The 23,733-nt window shown below is 71.3% G+C and carries 25 protein-coding genes, 1 pseudogene and 1 riboswitch; of the genes and pseudogenes, 11 read left to right on the top strand and 15 right to left on the bottom strand.

Annotated features, from left to right (window positions below; all coding sequences use genetic code 11):
- Positions 1-2: 2 nt before the first annotated feature.
- Entirely contained in the window at positions 3-518 is a 516-nt protein-coding gene (locus OG870_RS34415) for a YceI family protein (protein WP_266844827.1), read from the bottom strand.
- Positions 519-645: 127 nt separating this feature from the next.
- Between OG870_RS34415 and OG870_RS34410 the strand changes: the two genes are divergently transcribed.
- Positions 646-1,158, top strand: coding sequence for a MarR family winged helix-turn-helix transcriptional regulator (locus OG870_RS34410; protein WP_266522761.1), 513 nt, complete (start codon positions 646-648; stop codon positions 1,156-1,158).
- Between the two features lie 84 nt (positions 1,159-1,242).
- Here OG870_RS34410 and OG870_RS34405 read toward each other — a convergent pair whose 3' ends face one another.
- Both OG870_RS34405 and OG870_RS34400 read right to left on the bottom strand, forming a co-directional pair.
- On the bottom strand, positions 1,243-2,001 hold the full coding sequence (locus OG870_RS34405; protein WP_327691807.1) for a YcnI family copper-binding membrane protein: 759 nt from the start codon (positions 1,999-2,001) through the stop codon (positions 1,243-1,245).
- 39 nt (positions 2,002-2,040) lie between these two features.
- Positions 2,041-2,667, bottom strand: coding sequence for a hypothetical protein (locus tag OG870_RS34400; protein ID WP_266590554.1), 627 nt, complete (start codon positions 2,665-2,667; stop codon positions 2,041-2,043).
- 105 nt (positions 2,668-2,772) lie between these two features.
- Here OG870_RS34400 and OG870_RS34395 point away from each other — a divergent pair, with 105 nt between their 5' ends.
- From OG870_RS34395 to OG870_RS34385, 3 genes are all read left to right on the top strand, one after another.
- Positions 2,773-3,240, top strand: a complete 468-nt coding sequence (locus tag OG870_RS34395; RefSeq protein WP_266522752.1) for a DUF5990 family protein — start codon at positions 2,773-2,775, stop codon at positions 3,238-3,240.
- A 40-nt stretch (positions 3,241-3,280) separates the two neighbouring features.
- Positions 3,281-3,673 (top strand): DUF6153 family protein, encoded by a 393-nt coding sequence (locus OG870_RS34390; protein WP_266590552.1) that lies wholly within the window; start codon positions 3,281-3,283, stop codon positions 3,671-3,673.
- Positions 3,674-3,800: 127 nt separating this feature from the next.
- Complete coding sequence (locus tag OG870_RS34385) at positions 3,801-4,487, top strand: DUF305 domain-containing protein (protein ID WP_266590550.1); 687 nt, start codon at positions 3,801-3,803, stop codon at positions 4,485-4,487.
- 122 nt (positions 4,488-4,609) lie between these two features.
- On the opposite strand, the gene OG870_RS34380 is transcribed toward OG870_RS34385, so the two are convergent.
- From OG870_RS34380 to OG870_RS34370, 3 genes are all read right to left on the bottom strand, one after another.
- Complete coding sequence (locus OG870_RS34380; RefSeq protein ID WP_327692347.1) at positions 4,610-5,104, bottom strand: molybdopterin-dependent oxidoreductase; 495 nt, start codon at positions 5,102-5,104, stop codon at positions 4,610-4,612.
- A gap of 148 nt (positions 5,105-5,252) precedes the next feature.
- Positions 5,253-6,212, bottom strand: coding sequence for an XdhC family protein (locus tag OG870_RS34375; RefSeq protein WP_266590546.1), 960 nt, complete (start codon positions 6,210-6,212; stop codon positions 5,253-5,255).
- Between the two features lie 126 nt (positions 6,213-6,338).
- The gene (locus OG870_RS34370) at positions 6,339-10,418 is read right to left on the bottom strand and encodes a bifunctional nitrate reductase/sulfite reductase flavoprotein subunit alpha (protein ID WP_327692346.1); all 4,080 of its coding nucleotides are present in this window, start codon (positions 10,416-10,418) and stop codon (positions 6,339-6,341) included.
- Between the two features lie 519 nt (positions 10,419-10,937).
- Here OG870_RS34370 and OG870_RS34365 point away from each other — a divergent pair.
- The 5 genes from OG870_RS34365 (at position 10,938) to OG870_RS34345 (ending at position 15,286) form a co-directional block, all read left to right on the top strand.
- Positions 10,938-11,585: a hypothetical protein gene (locus tag OG870_RS34365; protein ID WP_266522742.1), complete on the top strand. Its 648-nt coding sequence runs from the start codon at positions 10,938-10,940 to the stop codon at positions 11,583-11,585.
- Positions 11,582-12,898, top strand: a complete 1,317-nt coding sequence (locus tag OG870_RS34360) for a copper resistance CopC/CopD family protein (RefSeq protein ID WP_327691806.1) — start codon at positions 11,582-11,584, stop codon at positions 12,896-12,898. The genes OG870_RS34365 and OG870_RS34360 overlap by 4 nt, the downstream gene beginning before the upstream one ends.
- 59 nt (positions 12,899-12,957) lie before the next feature.
- Entirely contained in the window at positions 12,958-13,980 is a 1,023-nt protein-coding gene (locus tag OG870_RS34355) for a plastocyanin/azurin family copper-binding protein (protein ID WP_327691805.1), read from the top strand.
- 104 nt (positions 13,981-14,084) lie between these two features.
- Complete coding sequence (locus OG870_RS34350; protein WP_266590542.1) at positions 14,085-14,600, top strand: hypothetical protein; 516 nt, start codon at positions 14,085-14,087, stop codon at positions 14,598-14,600.
- Positions 14,588-15,286 (top strand): cupredoxin domain-containing protein, encoded by a 699-nt coding sequence (locus OG870_RS34345; RefSeq protein ID WP_266590540.1) that lies wholly within the window; start codon positions 14,588-14,590, stop codon positions 15,284-15,286. The genes OG870_RS34350 and OG870_RS34345 overlap by 13 nt, the downstream gene beginning before the upstream one ends.
- A gap of 75 nt (positions 15,287-15,361) precedes the next feature.
- Here OG870_RS34345 and OG870_RS34340 read toward each other — a convergent pair whose 3' ends face one another.
- Positions 15,362-15,772: a hypothetical protein gene (locus tag OG870_RS34340; RefSeq protein WP_266522733.1), complete on the bottom strand. Its 411-nt coding sequence runs from the start codon at positions 15,770-15,772 to the stop codon at positions 15,362-15,364.
- Positions 15,773-16,018: 246 nt separating this feature from the next.
- Between OG870_RS34340 and OG870_RS34335 the strand changes: the two genes are divergently transcribed.
- Positions 16,019-16,456, top strand: a complete 438-nt coding sequence (locus OG870_RS34335) for a Fur family transcriptional regulator (RefSeq protein WP_266522731.1) — start codon at positions 16,019-16,021, stop codon at positions 16,454-16,456.
- Between the two features lie 25 nt (positions 16,457-16,481).
- On the top strand, positions 16,482-18,674 hold the full coding sequence (gene katG / locus OG870_RS34330; protein ID WP_327691804.1) for a catalase/peroxidase HPI: 2,193 nt from the start codon (positions 16,482-16,484) through the stop codon (positions 18,672-18,674).
- A gap of 118 nt (positions 18,675-18,792) precedes the next feature.
- Here katG and OG870_RS34325 read toward each other — a convergent pair whose 3' ends face one another.
- From OG870_RS34325 to OG870_RS34290, 8 genes and pseudogenes are all read right to left on the bottom strand, one after another.
- On the bottom strand, positions 18,793-18,963 hold the full coding sequence (locus OG870_RS34325; protein WP_327691803.1) for a hypothetical protein: 171 nt from the start codon (positions 18,961-18,963) through the stop codon (positions 18,793-18,795).
- A gap of 110 nt (positions 18,964-19,073) precedes the next feature.
- On the bottom strand, positions 19,074-19,826 hold the full coding sequence (locus tag OG870_RS34320; protein ID WP_266590534.1) for a CbtA family protein: 753 nt from the start codon (positions 19,824-19,826) through the stop codon (positions 19,074-19,076).
- A gap of 21 nt (positions 19,827-19,847) precedes the next feature.
- Positions 19,848-20,069 (bottom strand): CbtB domain-containing protein, encoded by a 222-nt coding sequence (locus OG870_RS34315; RefSeq protein WP_266522724.1) that lies wholly within the window; start codon positions 20,067-20,069, stop codon positions 19,848-19,850.
- Positions 20,070-20,103: 34 nt separating this feature from the next.
- A riboswitch (cobalamin riboswitch) is annotated at positions 20,104-20,255 on the bottom strand.
- Positions 20,256-20,318: 63 nt separating this feature from the next.
- Positions 20,319-20,534, bottom strand: coding sequence for a hypothetical protein (locus tag OG870_RS34310; RefSeq protein ID WP_266523810.1), 216 nt, complete (start codon positions 20,532-20,534; stop codon positions 20,319-20,321).
- 296 nt (positions 20,535-20,830) lie between these two features.
- A pseudogene (locus tag OG870_RS34305) lies at positions 20,831-21,695 on the bottom strand (iron chelate uptake ABC transporter family permease subunit); the annotation flags it as partial.
- 47 nt (positions 21,696-21,742) lie between these two features.
- Positions 21,743-21,946: a hypothetical protein gene (locus OG870_RS34300; protein ID WP_323179457.1), complete on the bottom strand. Its 204-nt coding sequence runs from the start codon at positions 21,944-21,946 to the stop codon at positions 21,743-21,745.
- A gap of 225 nt (positions 21,947-22,171) precedes the next feature.
- Positions 22,172-22,780, bottom strand: a complete 609-nt coding sequence (locus OG870_RS34295) for a sigma-70 family RNA polymerase sigma factor (protein WP_266590530.1) — start codon at positions 22,778-22,780, stop codon at positions 22,172-22,174.
- Positions 22,781-22,994: 214 nt separating this feature from the next.
- The gene (locus OG870_RS34290) at positions 22,995-23,678 is read right to left on the bottom strand and encodes a hypothetical protein (RefSeq protein WP_327691802.1); all 684 of its coding nucleotides are present in this window, start codon (positions 23,676-23,678) and stop codon (positions 22,995-22,997) included.
- Positions 23,679-23,733 lie beyond the last annotated feature (55 nt).

The raw sequence follows: 23,733 nt of genomic DNA, 5'->3' as shown, positions 1-23,733 counted from the left end.
CGTCAGGCCGCCGTACGCACGAAGCGGAGCGTGGCGGCGACGGTGGTGAGGCCGCGGATCATGCCCATCTGGTTCCAGCCCAGGCCGAACTCGGCGCGGTCCAGGGTGAACTCCGCGTCCAGGGTGAGTGCGTCGGCGTCCGCGCCGGCCAGCCGCGCGGTGAGGGACTGCGGGCGGCTGATGCCGCGCACGGTCAGCTGACCGGACACCTCCACGGTGTCGCCGGCGCGGGCCTCCGCGCTGCGGACGGCGAAGGTGATCTCGGGGTGGTTCTCGACGTCGAAGAAGTCGGCGGAGCGCAGGTGCTCGTCGCGCTTCTTGTTCTTGGTGTCGAGGGTGGCGGCGTCCAGGGTCAGGGTGCCGGCGGCGGAGCCGTCGGGCCGGACCTCGCCCTGTCCCCCGACGGCGGCGAAGGCGCCCTTGACGGTGACGAGGCCCCACATCGTCTTGTGGCGCAGGGCGACGGTGGAGGCGGCGGCGTCGAGCTGCCAGACACCGGTTTCGACGGCGGCGGTCATGATCTTCTCCAGTGAGCGGGGGGATGCCACGAGCAGGTGATTCAAATTTGGATGACTCACGCTAACCCATCATCCAAATCTGGACAACCCCCTCATCCAAAATTGGACAACAGGTAGACTCGACAGCATGGCCGACCCCGAGGAGCACCCCACCGACCTGCCCGAATGCCCGCCGGCGCAGGGTGGCGGACTGCTGCCCGGAGAACTGCGGGCCTGGATGGTGATGCTGGCGGCCATGGGGGCGGTGGAGCAGGAGCTGCGCTCCGTGGTGAAGGAGCGGCTGGACGTCTCGCACGACGAGTTCCTGATCCTGTGCCTGCTCGCCGAGTCACCCAGGGAGGGCCTGCGCATGACGCGGATCGCGGAGCTCCTCGGCCGCCCCAAGACCCGGCTCACCTATCAGATCGCGTGCCTCCAGCACGCCGGGCTCGTCACCCGCAAGTCGGTCTGCGGCGACAAGCGGGGCATCGAGGTCGCCCTCACCGACAAGGCCCGCCGCCTCCTGGAGGAGGCCTCCGGCACCCTCGCGACGACCGTGACCCGGGCCCTGACCCACGTCATGGGCCCGAAGCAGCACGAGGCGATGTGCGGGCTGCTGCCGGACCTCGCCGAGGAGTCCGGGCCGTCGAAGGCTCCGTAGGGCGGGTGTCCCCGCACCGCCCGGGTATGTGCACCGCCTGCCCGGTCCGGTCGCAGCGGTCCGGGCAGGCGGTGTATCGCTGTGCTACTCGGCCCTGTTGGCGCGGTTGCGCACCAGGGCGAATGCCGCCGCCGCGAGGCCGAGCACACCCACGCCCAGCCCGGCGACCCCGAGCCCGCGGGCGGTCGAGTCGCTGCTGTCGGCGGAGGCCGACGCGGAGCCGGCTGAACCGCCTGAGCTGCCGGAGATGTTCGACGCCTTCGCCGAGGCAGCCGGGGTGCTGCCCTCCTCGGCGCCCTTGGCGGTGAGCTTGAGGACCGGCGCGGGGTTCTCCGGCTCGTCCTCGCCCGACTGTGCCTCCTCGATCCAGCGGACGGTCTTGCCGTCGGAGTAGGTCTGCAGGGTCTTGAAGGTCAACTGGTCGGTGTTCTCGGGCAGTTGACCGAAGGCTACGTTGAAGTCCTGGTACTGGCCCGCGCCGATCTTCCCGCCGGTCCAGGTGATCTCGGAGACGGCGTCGGTGATGGTGCCGTCATCGGTCTTGACCGGCGTCTTCAGCTTCGTGTTCGTGACCTTCGCCGTCCAGCCGTTCTGCGGCGGTGAGACGAGCACTCCGAGGACGGGGTGGTCGGTGGGCAGGAAGACCTGCACCTTGGTGGTGCTCGCCGTGTCCTCCTCGTTGGGGACACGGAAGGTCAGGACGCCGTCCGTGGCGCCCTTCGCGTAGCTGTCGGGGTGGACGGTGACGTGCGCTGAGGCGACACCGGCCGCGGTCAGGACGCCGGCGGCGGCCAGGGCGGTGACGACACCGGCGCGGCGCAGGGCGGTACGTGCGGTCGACATGGGTGGGTGGATCTCCGTACTGGGGAAGGGACGTCGAGGTCAGAGCGCGTACGACATCCCCGGCGGCGGACCGCGCCGCTGCACCGCGTGCCGCAGCAGCAGACGCCGCAGCGGCCGCGCACCGTCGGCACACAGCCGTACGGCGTCCCGCGCGCCCGGCACCCGCCACGCCCCGCCGCGCGCCTGCCACCAGGCCGCGAGGCCCGGTACGAGCGTGACGGCCCGGCGGAGCAGCGACCACACCGCGGCCTCGCCGCGCCGCAGCCACCAGGTCAGCACCACGGCCGCTCCGACATGGGCGGCGGTGGCGTGCGGCGTCAGGGCCTGGGAGTGGGCCATGCGCATGCCCTGCATGGCGTGCATCCCATGCATCCCATATATCCCGTGCATTCCCTGCATGAGCGTCATGGAGTGCGGCCGCATGGCGTCGAAGACGAGATGCAGTCCGCCCTGGGCGGCAAGCGTTCCCGCGCCGATCGCGGGCAGCGATCGCTCCCGGCCGCCCAGCAGACACGCGGCCGCGAACACCGGCAGGAACCCGACGGCCTGTACCCACACGGGCGGTGCCATCCCGGTCGCCAGCGCGTGTCCTCCGGCGGCGAGCAGCACGCACAGCGCGGCGAACACCGCCGCGCGCACCCCGCGTACCGAAGCCGACGCCGTCATGGCGCCCGATACTGCCACGCCCGGCTGCGGCCCCGCCCGGCGGATGCCCAACCACACCGGTGCAGACTGGAGACCACCACAGCGACGAGACGAGGCGGTGACGGGATGGCGGCCGGACTGCGCATCCGTATCGACGGAGTGGACCTGCCCGGCCGTGCGTGCGGACCCGACGACGGCATCCCGTCGTACACGAACATCCATGTGGCCGTGCAGCGCAGGGAGCGGCCCGCCGAGTTGCTCGACCCGCAGCCCGGCGACGCCGCGTCCGCGAGCTGGACACTGGAGTGCACGGTCACCGGTACGGACGTGAAGGGCCCTTATGTTCAAGGGCCTCCCGGAAACCGCTTCGTCTATCTCTCGTGGGGGTCGGTCGACGACTCCGGCGCCTTCGGCATGTTCCGGCGCGCCAAGCTGATGCTCGACGCCGTGCCCGCCGACGTGCTCGACGCCGCCGTACGCGAGGGACTGCTGGTGGGACGGCTCGGGCTGACCGACGGGCGCGGTCACCCCCTGTGCGCGCGGATCGTGCCGCCGCTTATCACCTGGACCGCCCGCCCGGCCGGCCAGGGGTGAGCGTCGGCGCCCGCTCAGCAGTCTGCGTACCATGAGCGCCGTGACAGCCCGTGCACCGCTCCGCGCCGCGCCGCCGCCCTCCGTGCGGTGGCGGGCGCTGCTCGTGCTCGCGCTGCTGGCCGGACTGCTCGGCATGCACGGCCTGGCTCCCGGCGGCGCCGTCCACGCGCATTCCGCTCCCCGGCACATGACGGTGGCGGTCGGCGTGCACGACGACTGCGCGGGCGACGACTGCGGCGGCGGCCATGTCCGCCACGCCGACCAGACCTGTGCGTCAGGGGCGTTGAGCGGCGGGCCGACTCTGCCCGCCCTGGTCGCCGACCCGGTGACCGTGCCCGTGCCCCCCGACGCCCCGTGCCCGTACGCGGGTTCGGCCCCGGACGGTGCACGCGCGCCGCCCTCCCTGGCGGAACTCCAGCTCCTGCGGATCTAGACACCACGCCGCACCGCGCCCACAGGCATGCGCGCGGTGCGCCTCGGCACGTCCGGATCCCTTTCACGCAGCGACGCGACGCTACGACAACGCGCCGTGCCGCACGCACAACAGCAGGAGTTCCAGCATGCGCAACACCCGTACGTTCATGGCCCGTCGCGCCACCCTGGCCGCGGCGACCGTCACCGCAGCGCTCGTCCTCGCCGCCTGCGGCAACGACGGCGACAGCGACAACGGCGGCCAGGACACCACCCCGTCCGCATCCGCCTCTTCGTCCGCGTCCTCGTCCTCGTCCTCGTCGAGCACCGCCCACAACGCGCAGGACGTGGCCTTCGCGCAGGGCATGATCCCGCACCACCAGCAGGCCCTGGAGATGGCGCGGCTCGCCGCCGGCCGGGCCTCGTCCGCCAAGGTCCAGGACCTCGCCTCGCGCATCGAGAAGGCGCAGGACCCGGAGATCCGGACCATGAGCGGATGGCTGAAGGGCTGGGGCGAGAAGGTGCCCTCGGCCATGCCCGGCATGGACCACTCGGCGCACTCGGGCAAGAACGGGACGAGTGGGACGACCGGCATGAGCGGCATGAGCGGCATGATGGACGGCAAGGACATGGACAAGCTGGAGAAGGCGTCCGGCAAGGCATTCGACACCATGTTCCTGACCATGATGACCGAGCACCACGAGGGTGCCGTCGAGATGGCCGGTACCGAGAAGGACAAGGGCGCGTACGGCCCTGCCATCGGGATGGCCGATGACATCGTCACCGGGCAGACCGCCGAGATCACGGAGATGAACAAGCTCCTCGGCAAGAGCTGACGCCCTTCGGGGAGGGGCCGCTGCCCGCACCGGCCCCTCCCCACCACCACCCCCGGACACACGAACCGACCGGTGTGCGCTTCACGGAGGCGCCCTGCCGCTGACCCGGGACCGTGTATGGCTCACGCTTCAGCGCGCGGGTATCCCCCGTCCACCCGAATCGCCCTGATTCCGCTGATGTAGCGGGCTCCGCAGCGGTCCTGCGGCAGGACCAGCTGGGATCCGGCGCGGTCCAGCGGGGTGTCGTCGATGCTGACTGCGAGCAGCACGGGCGCATGCGCGAAGTCGGGGTCGATCTCGGCCCAGGACAGCAGCGCGTGATGGCCGTCCGTGCCGCTGACGGCGATCAGGAAGCGCAGCCGGTCCTTGCGGCGGGCGGGATCGAAGCCGGGGCCCGCGTCCGACAGCACGTCGTACAGCAGGGGTCCGGTGAACCGGTGGTGCTGCACGCCGCTGGTCCGGCACTCGAAGGCGACGCGCGCCTCGCGCTGCGGCCAGCCGAGCAGGTCGGGCACGGTCAGCCGGGCCGGGCGGGCGAGGTCACCGGTCAGGGCGAACTCGGCGACGGGACCGGTCCGGGCGAACTCGGCGACGGGACCGGTCCGGGCGACCGACAGGGTCAGGGACTGGCTCACGGGCCACCACCTCCCGGAAGACCGTACCCGGACGGCAGCCTCGGGCAAACGCACCTGCGCACCAAAGCAAGTGCACAGCCGGGCTTGTGCGATGCAACAGGGGATCTTTGACTGGCATCCGCGTCTACGGCTAGTGTCCGAGCGCCGTGAGGACCTCCGCGCAGATGGCCATCGCGGTCTCCGCCGGGGTGCGGGCGCCGATGTCCAGGCCGATCGGGCCGTGGATGCGGTCCAGGTGCTCGTCGTCGAGGCCCGCCTCGACCAGCCCGGCGGCACGCCGCTCCTGCGTATGCCGTGAGCCCAGTGCGCCCACGTACGGGATGCCCGAGGTCAGGGCGGTGCGCAGGGTGGGGACGTCCACGTCGGGTTCATGGCTGAGCATGATCAGACAGGCGGCCGCGGGGCGCTCGGCGAGCAGCTCGGCGGCGTCCCGTGCGGTCGCGGTGACCTCGGCCTGCCAGCCGAGCAATCCGGCCTGGGCGACGAGGAGTTCGGCGAGTTCACCGCCGCCGACGATCACCAGACGGGGTACGGCGGGGCAGGTCTCGATGAGGACGAGTCCGGCGTCGGTGGCCTGCACCTCACGCCCGGCGCGGTGGCGGGCGAGCAGCTCACGTGCGCGTGCGGTGGCCTGCGGCGGCAGATCCGCCTCGTCCGGTCCCGGGCCCGGGGTGACCACGGTGCTGACGGCATGGAGACGTGGTTCGTCGAGCCAGGTGATCAGCGCGGCGTCGGCACCCGCGGCGAGCAGCTCCCACCAGCGGGGCGGGACGGCGGGCAGGGGCTGCAGCAGGATCTCGGCCTGCCCGCCGCAGGTCAGGCCCGCCTCCCTCACCGCGTCGTCATGTACGGCCACCGCGCAGACGCGAGCGGTGTGCCCGGGGGCGAGCGAGACGGCCTCCTCGGCCAGCTGTCGGTCGAAGGCGCCCAGGTAGAGGGAGCCGTGGCAGGTCCCATCCGCGTCGATCAGGATCGCGTCGCCCGGGTGCCGGGGCCCGAAGCCCCGCTCGGTGACGGGCCGCGCGAGAACCGCCCCCGCCGTACGTCGCTGGGCCGCCCACCGCTGCGCCGTCTTTGAGAGCTCTCTCATACATCGAGCCTAAGTGCCCCGAAGGGGCGCGGGACAGTGCGGATGCGCGGCTCCGCCGCGTAGGAGCGACCAGCCACGATGCGTCCGCGGCCGGCCGCCGACCGCCTACCCCCTACCCCCTACCGCTCAGTACACGTCCCGCACGTACCGCTTGTCCGTTGCGAGCTGCTTCACATACGCCGTCGCCCCCGCTTCGCCCAGCCCCCCGTGCACGACGGCGATGTCCCTGAGCGCCTGGTCGACGTCCTTGGCCATGCGGGACGCATCCCCGCAGACATAGAAGTGCGCACCGTCCTGCAGCCAGGACCACAGCAGCGGCCCGTGCTCGCGCATACGGTCCTGGACGTACACCTTGGCGCGCTGGTCACGGGAGAAGGCGGTGTCCAGCCGGTCGAGCGTGCCGTCGGCGACGAAGCCGGTCAGCTCGTCCTCGTAGTAGAAGTCGGTGGCCCGGTGCTGTTCGCCGAAGAACAGCCAGTTGGGGCCGCGGTGGCCGAGGGCGCGGCGCTGTTCCAGGAAGCCGATGAACGGGGCGACGCCGGTGCCCGGTCCGATCATGATCATCGGGGTGGCGGGGTCGGCGGGCGGACGGAAGTGCGTGGAGGGCTGCACATGGACCGGAACGGGAGTGTCCGGTTCGGCGTCGGCCAGGAAGGGGGAGCAGACGCCGTGGCGGGGGCGGCCGGCCAGGTTCTCGTACCGGACCACGGAGACGGTCAGTGAGACGAGGTGGGGGTCGGTCAGCGGGCTGGACGATATGGAGTACAGGCGGGGCTGCAGGCGTCCGAGCACGTCGGCCCAGTCCTGGGCGTCGGCTCGGACCCCGTGCTCGGCGACCACGTCGACGGCCTGCCGGCCCCAGGACCACTTCGCCAGCTCCCCCTTGTTGTCAGGGCGCAGCAGCTTCTTCAACTCCCGTGGGTCGTGGGCCCTTTCGGCGATGAATCGAAGCAGGTCGGGAGTGATGCGGGTGATGTCGAGGTTGCTCAACAGGGCCTCACCGAGGGGGACTTCGCCTGCGCCGTTCAGGTCGACGACGCTGTCCGCGTCCAGGCCGGTCACGTCCAGCCATTCCCCCACCAGTGTGCGGGAGTTGAGCGGCCGGACGCCGAGCGCGTCGCCCGCCTCGTAGAGGAGCGGCGTCTCGCTGTCGCGGGTGTCGAAGGTGAAGCGGCGTACCTCCTTTCCGGCGCCTTGGAGGCTCAGCAGACGGTTGCCGGTGAGACGGGCGGTGACGGGGGCGGGTTTCCTCGTGCGGGTAGGGCGTGGGGCGGCCGGCGAGGGCGCCGGCGCGAGTGCCGGTGCGGGTGCGGGTGTCCCGGACAGGGCGGTGAGCACCTGGGCGAGCCAGGCGTGCGCCGCGTCCTCGTAGTCGGGCTCGCAGTCCGTGCGCGGGGCGAGGCGCAGCCCGCCGAGTTCGTCCAGCCGGTGGTCGAGCCGCCTGCCATGGCCGCAGAAGTCGTCGTAGGAGGAGTCGCCGAGGGCGAGCACGGCGAAGCGCCGGCCGTCCATGCGCGGGGTGTCGGTCGCGGCCAGCGTCTCCCAGAAGCCGGTGCCGTTGTCGGGGGCGTCTCCGTCGCCGAAGGTGCTGGTGATGAGGAGGAGGTCGGCGCCGGCGGGCAGTGCCGCCGGGTCGGCCTCGTCCATGCCGAGCAGGGACGCGGCGTGGCCGTCCGTCTTGAGCCGCTCGGCGGTGGCGGCCGCGAAGTCCTCGGCGTTGCCGGTCTGGGAGGCCCAGAGGATCACCACCTCACGGCCGGGAGCCGACAGCACCGGGGCGGGTTCGGTGCTCCGGGAGTACATCCCCGCAAGGACCCCGTTCACCCACAGGGCGTGCTCGGGGCTGAAGGGTGCCGAAGGCGGCAGCACGGGCACGCCCGGGGCACCGGAGGAAATGCCGGCGAGGAACCCGACGAGGTACTGCCGTTCCTGCGCGGTGAGCACGGGCGGCGGGGCGGGGGCGAGTCCGAAGGGATCGACGGCGGGCAGGGGAACGGGAATGGGAGGCGGCATCGGCGTCGGCAGCACTTCAACTGCTGCTTCCGCGCCCGGTGTTCGCACCGTCACCGGAGTCGACACCTTGGTCAGCGACACCGCGCACACCTTCAACTCGGGCTGGAACGACAGCGGATCGACGGCGTCGCTGGTCACGGCGTTGACACTCAGATACTCCCCGAACAGGTCGTTCCAGTGGAACGGTGCGAAGCAACTCCCGGGCCGGACACGGTCGGTGACCACCGCGGGCAGCACGGCCCGCCCGCGCCGCGAGGCCACCTCCACCGAGTCGCCTTCGGCGATGTCCAGCCGGTCGGCGTCCTGCGGGTGGAGTTCCACGAACGGCCCGGGGTTGAGCTTGTTCAGCTTGGGCACCTTCGCCGTCTTGGTCAGCGTGTGCCACTGGTGCTGCAACCGCCCGGTGTTCAGTACGAACGGGTAGTCGTCGTCGGGCATTTCGGCGGCCGGGACGTGCGGCCGCGCGAAGAAGGCGGCGCGGCCGCTCGCGGTGGGGAAGGTGAGGGTGCCGTCCTCGCCGACGTACCGGACGGGGTTGCGGTCGGGCCCGTCCCCGCTCGCCGCGGGCCACTGCACGGGCGTCTCACGCAGCCGCTCGTACGTCACCCCGCGCAGGTCCCACCCCGTCTTCGGGTTCCAGGCCCGCTTGATCTCCTCGAAGACGTCCTCGGCGCTGTCGTACGAGAACCCCTGCTCGTACCCCATCTCCCGGGCGACAGCGGCGATGATCCGCCAATCGGCCATGGCCTCGCCGGGCGGGTCGACGGCGGGGCGGGCGAGCGTGAGGTTGCGCTCGCTGTTGATGAGCACGCCCTCGGTCTCGGTCCACAGGGCGGCGGGCAGGACGATGTCGGCGTACGCGTTGGTCTCGGTGTCGTGGAAGACGTCCTGGGTGACGACGAACTCGGCGGCCTCCAGGCCCTCGATGACCGTCTTGCGGTTGCCGACGGAGGCGACCGGGTTGGTGCAGATGATCCAGCAGGCCTTGATGTCGCCGTCGGCCATCCTCCGGAACATCTCGACGGTGCCCTTGCCGACGCCGTCGGCACGGATGCTGCCGGGCTCCAGCTGCCACAACTCCTCGACGAACGCGCGCTCTTCGGCGACGAGCACCGACCGCTGCCCGGGCAGCCCGGGCCCCATGTAGCCCATCTCCCTTCCCCCCATGGCGTTCGGCTGCCCGGTGAGGGAGAAAGGGCCGCTGCCCGGACGGCAGATCGCGCCGGTCGCCAGATGCAGATTGACCAGGGCGTTGGTGTTCCACGTGCCGTGCGTGGACTGGTTGAGGCCCATGGTCCAGCAGCTGGTCCACTCCCCCGCCTCGCCGATCAGCCGGGCGGCCTCCCGGATGTCGTCCTCGGGGATGCCGGTGATCTCGGCGACGGCGGCGGGCGGGTAGCCGGCGAGGAAGGCGGGCATCTCCTCCCAGCCGTCGGTGTGGCGCGCGATGAAGTCGGCGTCCGTGTGCCCGTTCTCGTGCAGCAGGTGCAACAGCCCGTTCAGCAGGGCCAGATCGGTGCCCGGCTTGATCTGCAGGAACAGGTCGGCCTTGGCCGCGGTGGCGGTGCGGCGCGGGTCGACGACGATCAGCTTGGCGCCGGCCGACTTCACCCGGTCCATCATGCGCAGGAAGAGGATGGGGTGGCAGTCGGCCATGTTGGAGCCGATGACGAGGAAGAGATCGGCGCGGTCGAGGTCCTGATACGACCCCGGAGGCCCGTCGGCGCCGAGCGACAGCTTGTATCCGGTGCCCGCGCTGGCCATGCACAGCCGCGAGTTCGACTCGATCTGGTTCGTCCTGACGAACCCCTTGGCCAGTTTGTTCGCCAGATACTGGGCCTCCAGGCTCATCTGCCCGGAGACGTAGAAGGCGATGGCGTCCGGCCCGTGCTCGTCGACGACGGCCCGCAGCCGCCGGGCCGTCTCCCTGACGGCCGCCCCGACGGCGTCCGGTACGTGCTCCTCGCCCCGCTCGTGCCGTACCAGGGCGGTGGTCAGCCGTCCGGGAGCGGCGAGCATGTCGGCGGTGGTCGAACCCTTGGTGCACAGCCGGCCGAAGTTGGCCGGGTGGTCCTTGTCGCCGGACGCCTTCAGGACCGTACGGCGTCCGTCAGGTCCGAGCCCGACATCCAGCACGATGCCGCAGCCCACACCGCAGTACGAGCAGACCGTCCGCACCTTCGTCGCCTTCATCGTGCTGGCGTTCCGCGAGTCCGGCGCGGCCACGGGCACCCCCTGCCTCTCATGATCGTCCCGTGCGGGTCGAGCTTCCGTGACCGTACGAAATGCCCATTACACGGGTGTCTCCTGAGCCGGTCATCAGGAGTTACACCGGGCGCACAGGGGTGGGGCGGCCGGTGTGAGAGGGGGGATCGGGATGGGTGCTGGGGCGCCCGCGGGCAGCGGGACGCCCCGCCGGGGCCGGGGGCGGCCGGACACGTGCTGCGTCGAGCTGCACACCGACAGCTGAGGCATATGCATTCAGGGTGGTTCGGTGAAGAAGAAATGCCCTGCGCGTTCGAATTCACGTTCCCTTCGTTTTCTTCACGGAACGCAATACGCGCATTGATGCGGCGACGTCCGTTCTCACAACCCACCCCCTGTCGAATATGAGGCAACGAAACGACCGATTAACTGACGCGTAGCGGACGGGAATCGTCCCGCCGGTCCACTCCTGGTCACCGCCGTTCACGCACAGCGTCAGGAGGGACCATGTCCTTCTTCGCCAGGGCATCCTGGCCAGGAGACCATCGCGACGAGATCGTCGCGGGCGCGCTCGTCGCGGCCGTCGTCGTCGTCCTCGGATACGCCTCGGGCATCGGAGCCCCGGGCACAACGACCGTCGACACCGCATCGCCACCGGCCTCCGGTGCCTCACCGACGCCCCGTCAGCCCACGTCCCGTTCGGAGACCGGTCCGCCCGACACATCGGCCGGGAATTACGGATCCGGCTCGGCGGGCGGTTACTGGGCGGGAGAAAGCGGCGCCGGAATTCCCATTTCCGACGGCGGCTCGTCGACGGGCGGGGAAAACGGCGGCCACGATCACGGTCCGGGCGGAATGGGTGGAACGGGGGGCGGACCGGCGGGAGCCTCTCCCCTGCCCTCGTCCATGCCGGCCCCCTCCCCCTCTCCCTCCGCCTCGGACAGCTGCGACGAGGGTGAAGTCAGCCTCGTGAAGCCGCTGTTGAACGGCGTGGCCGCTCCAGTGACCGGGCTGCTGGGCGGCCTGCTCGGCGGGTCCTCCGCGAGCCCGTCACCCTCTCCCGCACCGTCCGCGGACACCCCCCAGCGGCCCCTCTCGTCGATCTGCGTCGGCGTGGCCGCCTCGCCCTCGGTGATACCGGAGGTGCTGCCGTGAGACGCCGCGCACCGTCCCTGCTCGTCGCGGTCCTGGCCGCCCTCGCGACCCTGCTGCTCGCCGCGCCGCCCGCGTCGGCGCACACGGAGCTGGAGTCCTCGGCCCCGAAGAACGACACCCTGCTCACGCACACCCCGGCGACCGTGAACCTGGTCTTCAGTGAGCCGGTGGATCCGGACGACGTCCACATCAAGGCTGCGGGCAAGCCGCTGACCTTGACCCGCGGCGCCGACGCCAAGGCCGTCCACGTCATCGTCCCCAAGACCTCCGGCCAGGACCACCTCACCTTGAATTGGCAGGTCCTTGACATGGAGGACGGGCACACCACGTCAGGGGTGCTCTCCTTCCGCCTCACCGCGCAGGCCTCGGCCACCGACGCCGCCGCGCCGCCGGTGCCACAGCCGTCCGAGACGGTGCACACGGCCTGGATCACCGCCCGCTGGGTCGGCTACCTCACCCTCGCCCTGTACGTCGGCGGTCTGGCCTTCGTGGCACTGCTGTGGCCGCAGGGCGCCGGGGACCGCCGTACCCGCCGCATCCTCACGCTCTCCTGGGCCGCCGGTCTCGCGGCGAGCCTGGTGACGCCGGGGCTGCAGAGCGCGTACGGCGCGACGGGCACCCTCGGCGATGTGTTCCGACGGGCCACCTACACCGGCCTGTCGGGCACCGAGGTCGGCGTCGTGGCCGCCTGCCGGGTGCTGATGTGGGTGCTCGCCGCCATCGTGCTGGCCGCCGTCCTGCAAGGCGGGAACCGCACGGCACGGTCGCCCGGCTGGCGGGTCGGCGCGCTGGCGGTGACGGTCGGTCTGCTGCGTACGACGAGCATGACCGGCCACAACTCCGAGGGTACGCACCCCGGTTGGGGCGAGGTGGCCGACCTGGTCCATCTGCTCGGCGTCTCGCTGTGGCTGGGCGGGCTGATGCTGCTGCTGTTCGGGGTGCTGCCCCGGCGCCGGCCCGAGGAGCTGTCGGCCGTGGTGTCCGGCTACTCCACGCTGGCCGGGGTCTCGGTGGCCGCGATCGTGGCGGCCGGAGCGGTGCTGACCTGGCAGGTCGTCGGGTCCTTCGACGCCCTGGTCGACACCGGGTACGGGCGGCTGCTGCTGCTCAAACTCGCCGTACTGGCCCTGGTGCTGGCGATCGCTCAGCGCAGCCGCGGCTGGGTGAGGACGCGGCTCGACATCGCCGTACTGCTGCGCGGCGACCGCGCCACCGTACGGCCCTTCGTCCACTCGGTCGCGGCGGAGACGGGGCTCGTCCTCGTCGTGCTGGCCGCGACGAGTCTGCTGGTCACCTCGGCCCCAGGCCGCTGACCGGCGCCTGTCCCACCCCTGTCGCCCGACAGGGAACCTCACAAGGGAGACGCACCTACATGCACACTGAAGAAACCACCGCACCTCCGCGCCACCGGCGCTCCCAGGTGGGCAACCGGGTGCTGCTGGCCACCGGTATGGGCGCGGGTCTCGCGGCCGCCGTCGGCCTCGGCCTGCTCCAGGCGTCCGCCGGGGCCGCGACCACGCAGACCGCCCAGCCCGCGGCCGAGGCGCACTCGATGGCGGACATGGGCCAGACGTCCACCAAGGCCGCCGCGGCGGACTACACCATCGAGATCAAGGACTACAAGTTCGCCCAGCCGAAGCTGACCGTGAAGGTCGGCCAGACCGTGAAGTGGGTCAACGAGGACACCGCTCCGCACACGGTCACCACCACCAGCGGCCCCGCCAAGTTCGACTCCGGCTCGCTGCAGAAGGGCGACAGCTGGTCGTACACGTTCACCAAGGCCGGTACGTACGAGTACTACTGCGCGGTTCACCCGGACATGACGGCCTCGATCACCGTGGTCCCCGACAGCAGCGGGGGCAGCTCCGGTGGTTCCGGCGGCGGTTCGACCGGGGGCTCCACCGGCGGCTCGACGGGCGGCTCCACGGGCGGCTCGACCGGTGGTTCGACGGGCGGTTCGACCGGGGGCAGCACGGGCGGTTCGACGTCCGGGGGCAGCGGCTCCGGCGGCAGCAGCGGAGGAGGTGACGGCGGCGGCGAGCAGTGCGTCAGCTTCCAGCAGGTGCTGCTGCCGATCCTGCAGCACATCAACAAGGCGCATCTGGAGCAGTCCCCGGGCCAGCAGGTCCAGGACGCGCTCCAGCTCGACAGCTACATCAAGATGCACACCGTATGGCTGGAGTCGATCCTCACGCCCGCGGTGAACGGCGCCGGGAGCGTCTCGGACGACACGCTCAGTGTGCTGCTCCAGCACATCAACTCCGCCCACCTGGAGGAGCCGCTGGGCCAGCAGATCACGGACATCCTCAACCCGGACGCCTACGTGAAGATGCACACCGTCTGGGCCGAGCACCTGCTCGCCCCCACGGAGAACTACGTCACCAACTCCTGCTGACCCCCTTCAGCAGGACGCGGCGGGCCGGCCGAGTCGCAGTCGGCCGGCCCGCCGCCCCTTCATTCTCCCCATCCGTCACTCCGTTCGCCCACAGAGGTGCCGAGATGACCACCGAGACACTTCCCACAGCCACTGTCCCACCGCCCCTCCCGGGCCCCGACTGGCTGCCCGACCCCGGCACCTACTCCGCCGCCCCGGACCGCTGCATCGTCGAACTGAGCGCGCGCCTGGGCCCGTTGACCACCCTGCGGCGCCGGCTCACCGCCCTGGACGCGAGCCTCACCGTGGCGCCCGACCCCGACGACTGCGTGCTGAGCCTGGAGCTGGCCGGGCGGCCGCTGAACGGCAGAACGCTCACGTTCGTCAGCTCGAGCCTCACGCCCACGGACGAGGCCACCCGGCTGCACGTCCCCGGCGAACTCGCCCTGGCCGGCGACCCGGCGACGGCCGTCCTCGGCTTCCGCGTCGTCGAGCGCACCGCCGGCCGGCTTCTGCTCCTCGGCACCCTCCGGCTTCCGTACCGCGCCCTGCGCCGTACGACCGGCCTCACCCTGCCCCGCACCCGCCCCGCAGCCGGCATCCGGCTGCTCGTCGCCGCGGAGTTCACATGCCCCGCCTGACCGTTCCGCGCATCCTGCTGGCCGCCGTCTTCGTGGCCGGCCCCGTCACCGTGCTGCCCGCCCCGGCGGCGCAGGCGGCCACCACGCACCAGGTCGTCATGTCGGGCTACGCGTTCGCGCCCCGCTCGCTGACCATCACCGCCGGGGACACCGTCACCTGGAGCAACCAGGACCAGGCGCCCCATGACGTGAAGACCACGTCCGGCCCCGCCCCGATCCACTCCCCGATGCTGAACAAGGGCGGCAGCTGGAGCCACACGTTCACGGCCGCGGGCACGTACGGCTACCTCTGTACGGTGCACCCGGGCATGACCGCCCAGCTCGTCGTCGAGCCGGCCGCCGCCCCCACCACGCACGCGCCGGTCCACCACCACCCGGCCCCGGACCCCGCGGCGCCACCGACGAGGCGGTCCGCATCGGCGATGCCGCCGATGACCATGGACCCGTCCAAGCCCGCGACCAGGGAAGCCGCCGCCCCCGCGGCGTCGGAGGGAACGTCCTCCCCCGCCCCGTCCGCGGCAGCCCAGCCCGCACCGGACACCCGGAGCGCAAACGTCTCCGCCGCCCGCCCTCTCGATCCGCTGCTGCTCCTGACGGGCGTGGTCGCCGGCGTCGCCGTACTGTGCCTGCTGCTCGTCGGCTCCCGCTCGGCCGCGCCCCGGAGCGAAGATCCCGGGACCAACTGACTCACGGCCACGGAGCGAAGATCCCGGGACCAGCTGACTCACGGCCACGGAGCGAAGACCGCAGACCCAGCCGACTCACACCTGTCCCATGACCACCAGAACGACCAGAAGCACGGTGGCGCCCGCGCTCATCCCGTGGGCGACGACCGCGGTGAGCGGAAAGTGACGCTCGGCGGTTCTGCCGCCGCGGGAGTGCCGGCCCGAGCTGGGCAGCCAGCGCAGCAGCATCATGAACCCGAACGCAGCGACCACCAGCACCACCGCGCAGGCAGCCCAGGCCGTGCCCCGCACGGCGCCCGCGAGATAGGCCGTCCAGCAGGCCAGGCCGGTGACGGCCAGCACGACATGCCCGACGACGAGCCACAGCGGCAGCCGCGTCACGCCCGGCGTGCGCTGCCGCAGGCCGCCGTGCCGGATCCACACCAGGGCGAGATAGCCGCCCAGGCCCGCGGTCAGCAGCCAGGCACACAGCACGAGGACATCCACGGATCCGCTCCCCCTTCGTCCCGTCCTGTCACGGCACGTCCTGACCAGCACACCGCACCGCACCGCCGCGGACCGGACATCCATTCCCTGATTCACCCGTAGGCGTGAACAGTGGTGCGAACCCCTTGAACTGTGGTGCGAACCCCTTGATCTGCGGGGATTCCCCGGGGAGCCATCACGCGGTCACCAAACCTGTACCGTTCGTTTTCTTGAACCATTCGTGTTTGTGCGGGTAGGTTGGGTGCCATGACTTCACCCCAGGCCCCGACCACCGCCGACGAGCTGCGCGGTGTCGGTCTGCGGGTGACGGCCGCACGCGTCGCACTGCTGGAGACCGTCCGCGAGGGTGACCACCTCGGTGTCGAGGCGATCGCCTCGGGCGTACGCGACCGGGTGGGCCACATATCCCTTCAAGCCGTGTACGAGGCGCTCCACGCGCTGACCACGGCAGGCCTCGTACGCCGAATCGAGCCGCCCGGCAGCCCGGCACGTTTCGAGGGAAGGGTCGGCGACAACCACCACCACCTCGTGTGCCGGTCGTGCGGTGCCGTCTTCGACGTCGACTGCGCGGTCGGTCACGCCCCCTGTCTCACCGCGTCGGACGACCGCGGCTTCTCGATCGACGAGGCCGAGGTCATCTACTGGGGCCTGTGCCCCGACTGTTCCACCGCTCGCACGGCCTGAGCACCAACCCCCCGGAAGGATCCCCATGTCCGAGAAGAACGACGCCGCCGAAGCGAAGTGCCCGGTGGCGCACGACCGTGCCCTTCACCCCACCCAGGGCGGCGGCAACCGCCAGTGGTGGCCGGAGAGGCTCAACCTGAAGATCCTTGCCAAGAACCCGGCCGTGGCCAACCCGCTCGGTGAGGACTTCGACTACGCCGCGGCGTTCCAGAGCCTCGACCTGGCAGCGGTCAAGCAGGACATCGCCGAGGTGCTGACGGATTCCAAGGACTGGTGGCCGGCCGACTTCGGTCACTACGGCCCCTTCATGATCCGTATGGCCTGGCACAGCGCGGGCACCTACCGCATCAGCGACGGCCGCGGCGGCGCCGGCGCCGGCCAGCAGCGCTTCGCCCCCCTGAACAGCTGGCCGGACAACGGCAACCTCGACAAGGCCCGCCGTCTGCTGTGGCCCGTCAAGAAGAAGTACGGCAAGAGCCTGTCCTGGGCCGACCTCATGATCCTCACCGGCAACGTCGCCCTGGAGTCGATGGGCTTCGACACCTTCGGCTTCGCCGGCGGCCGCGCGGACGTGTGGGAGTCCGAGGAGGACGTGTACTGGGGCCCCGAGAAGGTCTGGCTGGACGACCAGCGCTACACCGGCGACCGTGAGCTGGAGAACCCGCTCGGCGCGGTCCAGATGGGCCTCATCTACGTCAACCCGGAGGGCCCGAACGGCAACCCGGACCCGAACGCCGCGGCCCGCGACATCCGTGAGACCTTCCACCGGATGGCGATGAACGACGAGGAGACCGTCGCCCTCATCGCCGGTGGCCACACCTTCGGCAAGACCCACGGCGCCGGCCCGGCCGAGAGCGTCGGCGCGGACCCCGAGGCCGCCCCGATCGAGGCGCAGGGCCTGGGCTGGGCGAGCACGTACGGCAGCGGCAAGGGCGGCGACGCGATCACCAGTGGCCTTGAGGTCACCTGGACGGCGACGCCGACCCAGTGGGGCAACGGCTTCTTCAAGAACCTCTTCGAGTACGAGTACGAGCTCACGCAGAGCCCGGCCGGGGCCAACCAGTGGGTGGCGAAGGACGCCGAGGCGATCATCCCCGACGCGCACGACGCGTCGAAGAAGAAGCTCCCGACGATGCTCACGACCGACCTGTCGCTGCGCTTCGACCCGGTCTACGAGCCGATCTCGCGTCGCTTCTACGAGAACCCCGCGGAGTTCGCGGACGCCTTCGCCCGTGCCTGGTACAAGCTGACCCACCGTGACATGGGTCCGAAGTCGCTGTACCTCGGCCCGGAGGTCCCGGCGGAGACCCTGCTGTGGCAGGACCCGCTGCCCGAGGCCCAGGGCGAGCCGATCGACGCCGCCGACGTGGCGTCCCTCAAGGCCAAGCTGCTCGACTCGCCTCTGACCGTCTCCCAGCTGGTCTCCACCGCGTGGGCGTCGGCCTCGACGTTCCGCAACAGCGACAAGCGCGGCGGTGCCAACGGCGCCCGTATCCGTCTGCAGCCGCAGGCCGGCTGGGACGTCAACGAGCCCGACGAGCTGGCGCAGGTGCTGCGTGTCCTTGAGGGCATCCAGTCGGAGTTCAACTCCGGCGCCAAGAAGGTCTCCCTGGCCGACCTGATCGTCCTGGGTGGCGCCGCCGCCGTGGAGAAGGCCGCCAAGGACGCCGGTCACGACATCGAGGTGCCCTTCACCCCGGGTCGTGTGGACGCCACGGAGGAGCACACCGACGCGGAGTCCTTCGCCGCCCTTGAGCCCACCGCCGACGGCTTCCGCAACTACCTGGGCAAGGGCAACCGCCTGCCGGCCGAGTACCTGCTGCTCGACCGGGCGAACCTGCTGGGCCTGAGCGCTCCCGAGCTGACCGTCCTCGTCGGCGGCCTGCGCGTCCTGGGCGCCAACCACCAGCAGACCTCGTACGGCGTCTTCACCGACACCCCGGGCAAGCTGACGAACGACTTCTTCGTCAACCTGCTCGACCTGGGCACGACGTGGAAGTCCACCTCCGAGGACCAGAACACCTTCGAGGGCCGCGACGACGCGACCGGCGAGGTCAAGTGGACCGGCACCCGCGCCGACCTCGTCTTCGGCTCGAACTCCGAGCTGCGCGCGGTCGCCGAGGTCTACGCGGCCGACGACGCGAAGGAGAAGTTCGTGAAGGACTTCGTCGACGCGTGGGTCAAGGTCTCGAACGCGGACCGCTTCGACCTCGTCTGACGGTCCGACCCGTCTGACGGTCCGATCCGTCCGACCGTCAGACCTGCCTGACCAAGACGTCCGGGCCGGCCCACAGGGGCCGGCCCGGACGTCGTTTGCCTGCGGGCCGGTCGCTCGCTCATGAGCCCGGGCCCGGCTTGACGGTCTTCATCGTGAAGTGCGAGGTGACGTTCCTGATCCGGGGGATGGTCATGACCCGCTGGCTCAGAAACGCCTCGTAGGCGGGCAGCTCGGCGCTCTGGCCGCCGATCTGCCGTCGGCCGACGATGAGTTGCTCGTACTCCGCCACGGTCAGGGCGATCGCCTCACGGCCGCCCAGGGTGATACGGCGGGGCCGGGGGAACGCGAGAGGGCCCCCGGATGGTTCCGCGGGGGCCCTCTCACCTGTTCGATTCGTGGTCAGCTGGGAGCGGCGACCGTCGCCTTCGCGGCCGCCGACACGGGCTTCGGGTTCAGCAACCGCTCGGCCAGCTCGCCGAAGACGAGTCCGAAGCTGCCCCAGAGGGTGGCCTGGATGGCCAGGGCGGCGAGTCGGAACCGCCACAGCACGGTGGCCGGGAAGTCCTTCGGCACCTCGTTGATGACGGGCAGGAACTCGTACGCCAGGCCGATCACGACGGCGAACGCGGCAACCGCGACCACCGTCGCCCACCAGGTGCCCAGGTTCGGCTGGAGTCGCTTGCCGAGGATGGTGGCTGCGATCGCAAGGAGCACGCTGAGCAGCATCATCAGGAAGTACAGGGTGGTCCGCCTGCCGATGGTGTCGGGCTCGCCGACCGACGGCGGATTGGCCGGGTACTTCAGGAACGGCACCACGTACACCGCCAGCAGCGCGCAGCCGGACAGCAGCAGTGCGGTCGCCCGCGGCGAGAAGCGGCCGACGCGGCCGAGCGCGAAGCAGTAGGCGAGCGCGGCGATGCCACCGAACGCGACCCCGTAGAGCAGAACGCCGGTGGCGAGACCGGCGGTTGACTGCAGGGAGCGGGAGACGACTTCCATCTCGTGCTCGTGGGAGTGCGCCTCCTCGAAGCCGATCGCCTTGTCTACATACGGTTCACCGAGCAGATAGGCGGCGACGAGGGCGAGCACGCCGGCGGCCAGGCCGGCGAGCATGCCCCGCACGAGGAGGTTTCTTACCGTTGTGGAGTTCATGGGTGTGCGGCGTCCCTCGTATCAGTGGCAGGGGAAGCCGAGCAGGTGACGGGCATCGTGTACCCACTCATGGACGTCCGTGCCGCTGAACACGGAGGTGGCGCCCTGTTCGGCGCCGACGAAGTAGAGCAGGACCAGCATCAGGACGCCGACGAAGACGGCCCAGGGGGCTATGTCCTTCAGCGGCAGCTTGGCGGGTACGACGGGGGTGGTGACTGTCGGCTGGGCGACATGCTGCGCCATGGCAGGGCCTCCTCGGGAGCTCGCGTCCCATCTCGGTGGTGCACATGACGACGGCTACGGGTCTGACTCGCCACCACCCCCTGCGGGGCGGCGGCACACAGTGGCGCGACCGTGCCGGACTCTCACCGGCTTCCGTCTTGCCGTCGTCGATATCAGACCGACGGTACCGTGTGCCGCGAACCTGGCCAATACCGCACCACCTGGAGTGATCTCCCTCTCTCCCGGCAAGTGGCCCCTGCGTGCCATCGGTCAGGTGCCGGCCACGCCGTCCAGCTTGCCCGCCTTCGCCTCCTCCACCAGCGAGGCGAACTGGTCGGCGCTCATCTGGACGCGCTGGCCGAAGTCGTCGGTGAGCAGGACGCGGCGCTCGGCGGGCGCGCTCGGGTCGACGAAGAGCTGCGGACAGCCGCAGTCGCAGTCACCGCAGAAGGTCGCCAGCGGTTCCAGACCGGTGATGTCGCTCATCATGTACTGCCCTTCGGGAAGCAGGAAACGGGAGGCGGGGAGGTCGGGCGGCCGGAGGCATGTCGAGCGCCCGGGGCCGGGGTACTGGCCTGGGCATACCCTCGGGCGCGCGGAGCGACCCGCCCGCGCGCAGGGCGGCAGGGGCCCGGGCCTGCGGTGCCATGCGCCCGTTCACCCCCGGTGCTTCCGTTCCACCGCGGCTCACGGGAACCAGAGCCATTGCTTCGACGACATCCTGAGGAGGCGTCATTTGTTCACCGCACCACGCAAGGGGTGGTGGAGTGACGGAGTGACTGTCACGGCCGCCTGAGGTCCTCGTCGGCGATGGTGCGGTCGTGGGCGAGCGGCTGGGCCCTGTAGGTGATGCGGACGACGCCGTCGGCGTGCCGCTCGGCGGTCGCCCGTACGCCGAAGACGTCCCTGAGGATCTCCGGGGTCAGCACCTCCAGGACCGGCCCCGCGGCCACCACCGCTCCCTCGTGCAGGACGACAAAGGGGTCGCAGAGCCGGGCGGCCAGGTCGAGGTGGTGCAGCACCGCCAGCGTGGTGATCCCGGTGGCACGGATCAGGTCCAGGAGTTCGAACCGGGCGCGGATGTCGAGGTGGTTGGTGAGCTCGTCCAGGACGAGGAGCTGGGTGCTCTGCGCCAACGCCCTTGCCAACAGGACGCGTTGGCGTTCGCCGCCGGAGATGGAGGCGTATTCGCGGTCCGCGTACGGCCGTACGCCGCAGTGGTCGATGGCCTCCTCCACCGCCCGGTGGTCCTCGGCGCCGTCGCGCCCCAGCAGGCCGTGATGCGGGGCGCGGCCCCAGCGCGACGATCTCGGTGACGGTCAGGCCGGTGGTGTTGCCGCCGGCGTCCTGGAGGACCGCCGCGGTGCGGCGGGCCGCGGCGCGGGCGGACAGCGTCCGGACGTCGTCGTCGCCGACCCTGACGACCCCCTCCGCCGGGCGCAGCGAGCGGTAGACGGCCCGCAACAGGGTTGACTTGCCACTGCCGAGCCCGGCAGCCGCGGCACCGCCGCCCAGAGTGATGACGAGCACCGCGCCGAGCGTGGCGCCGTAGGAGAAGCCCAGCACGGTGGGGTCGGCCAGTGGGTTGGACACCACCGTCTGCAGGACCGCGCCCGACACGGCGATGGCGGCGCCGACCAGGGCGGCCCGACCGAGGGCGAGGAGTGTGGAGACCTCGGCGACGGAAGCGCCGTTCATGGGACGACCCGGCTGGGAGCCCGCTTGAACGTCGTCTTCTGGCCGCAGTTCTCCAGAGCCACCGGGTGACCGGTCTTCGACGCGGCGGCCTCGGTCGTCGTCGCGCTCGCCTTGTCGTCGGCCGAGGAGGCACCGCATGCCGCCGTGAGCAGACAGCGGGCCGCGGCCAGGACGATGGCGACCGGCCGGTTCATCGACATGCGGGCTCCGTGCGTACGGGATGTGCTGCGCATTGGGCTGGAAGCTCTGTCGCAGTAGTCGAGACGTGGTGGCCCTGAGTTCCCGGCAGTTCCCAATTCTTTTACGGGCATTGCCAGTTGAGGCGGGGTGCAGGCGGCAAGACAGGCAGGCAGGCGGGCAGGCGGCCCATGAGTTCCATTCGGGTGATGGTCGGTCGGCGCCCCCGGCAGGCGCCGACCCTCACATCAAGCCGCTCTGGCGGCCTGACTCTCGGCTTCCAGCAGCAGGCTCTCCAGGGTGGCCCGGGCGCGGGCCACCCTGGAGCGGACGGTGCCGATGGGGCAGCCGATGAAACCGGCCGCCTCGTCGTAGGACAGTCCCACCACCTGGGTCAGCACGAACGCCTCGCGGCGTTCGTCCGGCAGCGTCTCCAGCAGGTCGAGGAGCGCGATGCCGTCGTCGAAGCCCGGCAGTCCGCAGGGCTGGGAACGTTCCATCGCCGACTGCCAGTCGTGCCGGTCGGCCAACCGGGGCCGGACCGCGGCCCTGCGGAAGCTGTCGGCCACCGCGCGGCGGGCGATGGACAGCAGCCAGGTGCGGGCCGAGGCCTGCCCCTGGAAGCGCGGCAGGCTGTCGAGGGCCCGCAGGAACGTGTCCTGGGCCAGGTCGTCGGCGATCTGGGGGTCGCCACTCAGATAGGCGACATAGCGCAGTACGTCGGCGTGGAGCGCGCGGACGAAGTGCTCGGCCGCGTGGGGGTCGCCCCTGCCGGCGGCCAGTGCCCAGGCGGTGGCGGAGGCGTCCGCCGCCGCGCGCTCCGCCCGGCGGGGAGCAGGCAGGACAGTAGTGATCACGTGATGTCCTTCTCGGATCATCCGGAGCCGACGCCCACGCAATGGGGCGCGGCTCTCCGGCACATGGGTGCGGCCGTACGCGGTGGGTACGGTGAATGCCCGGGGCTCGTCGCCCGCCCATCGGCCCGCACGAAGAGGTGTGTGGCCCTGGGAGGATCCGCGCGCGAGCGCGGCATGGCGAAAAGTGGGGTGAGCCCCGGTCGATCCGGCTGTCTCAGACGACAGCGGCACCCAGGGGCGGTCCCCGGGAGGTGACGGAGCAGCAGAGAAGGAAGCGGGCCGGCGACGACCGGTGCTCGGCGATACGGCGCCTGCGCGCAGGCGGGCGGCCGGCGGGTACGGGTAGCGCCAGCAGCATCCTCAAGGGCGCGGCCAGCCGGGCTGCCGCGGCCCGCAGGATGCGGAACACGGCGCGCTCGCCAAGGGCGAGCCACAGCCCGCACAGGACCGCCGCGAGGAGGTGGGCGGCCACCATGCCGAACGAGGCGCCGTCGCCCATGCCGCCCGAGCCGGGCGCCATGTGCGTCACGACGCCCATGTCCATGCCGCTCATGGATGCGGCATCCGAGGAACCCGTGCCCATGCCGGGCATGCCCGGCATGGCGGCCGATGCGACACCAAGGTTCGGTGTTGTCCCGGGCATCAGGGTCCGGCCCAGCGAGAACGTCTCGTGGAGCACCGCCTGGGCGGCGACCACAACGGTGACGATCAGCGTCCGCCCGCGCTCACGGCCGGCCAGGAACCAGCCGGCCATGCCGCTTGCCCCGGTGCCGACGGCCATGGTCCACCAGGGGACGGGAGTCCCGGACATCGTCACGTGGCCGAGGGCGGCCAGCAGTACGCAGGCGGCGGCGAACACACCGGCCCGCAGAGTGCGGCACCACCCTCCGACAGTCATAGCGCGCCCATCTTTGCACCCGGCGTCTGATCGTCATCAGAGGGTACGGGCGCGC

The organism is Streptomyces sp. NBC_00461 (assembly GCF_036013935.1).
Lineage (GTDB): Bacteria > Actinomycetota > Actinomycetes > Streptomycetales > Streptomycetaceae > Streptomyces.
The sequence above is the reverse complement of the archived record's forward strand: the minus strand, read 5'-3'. Positions and strand labels throughout refer to the sequence as shown.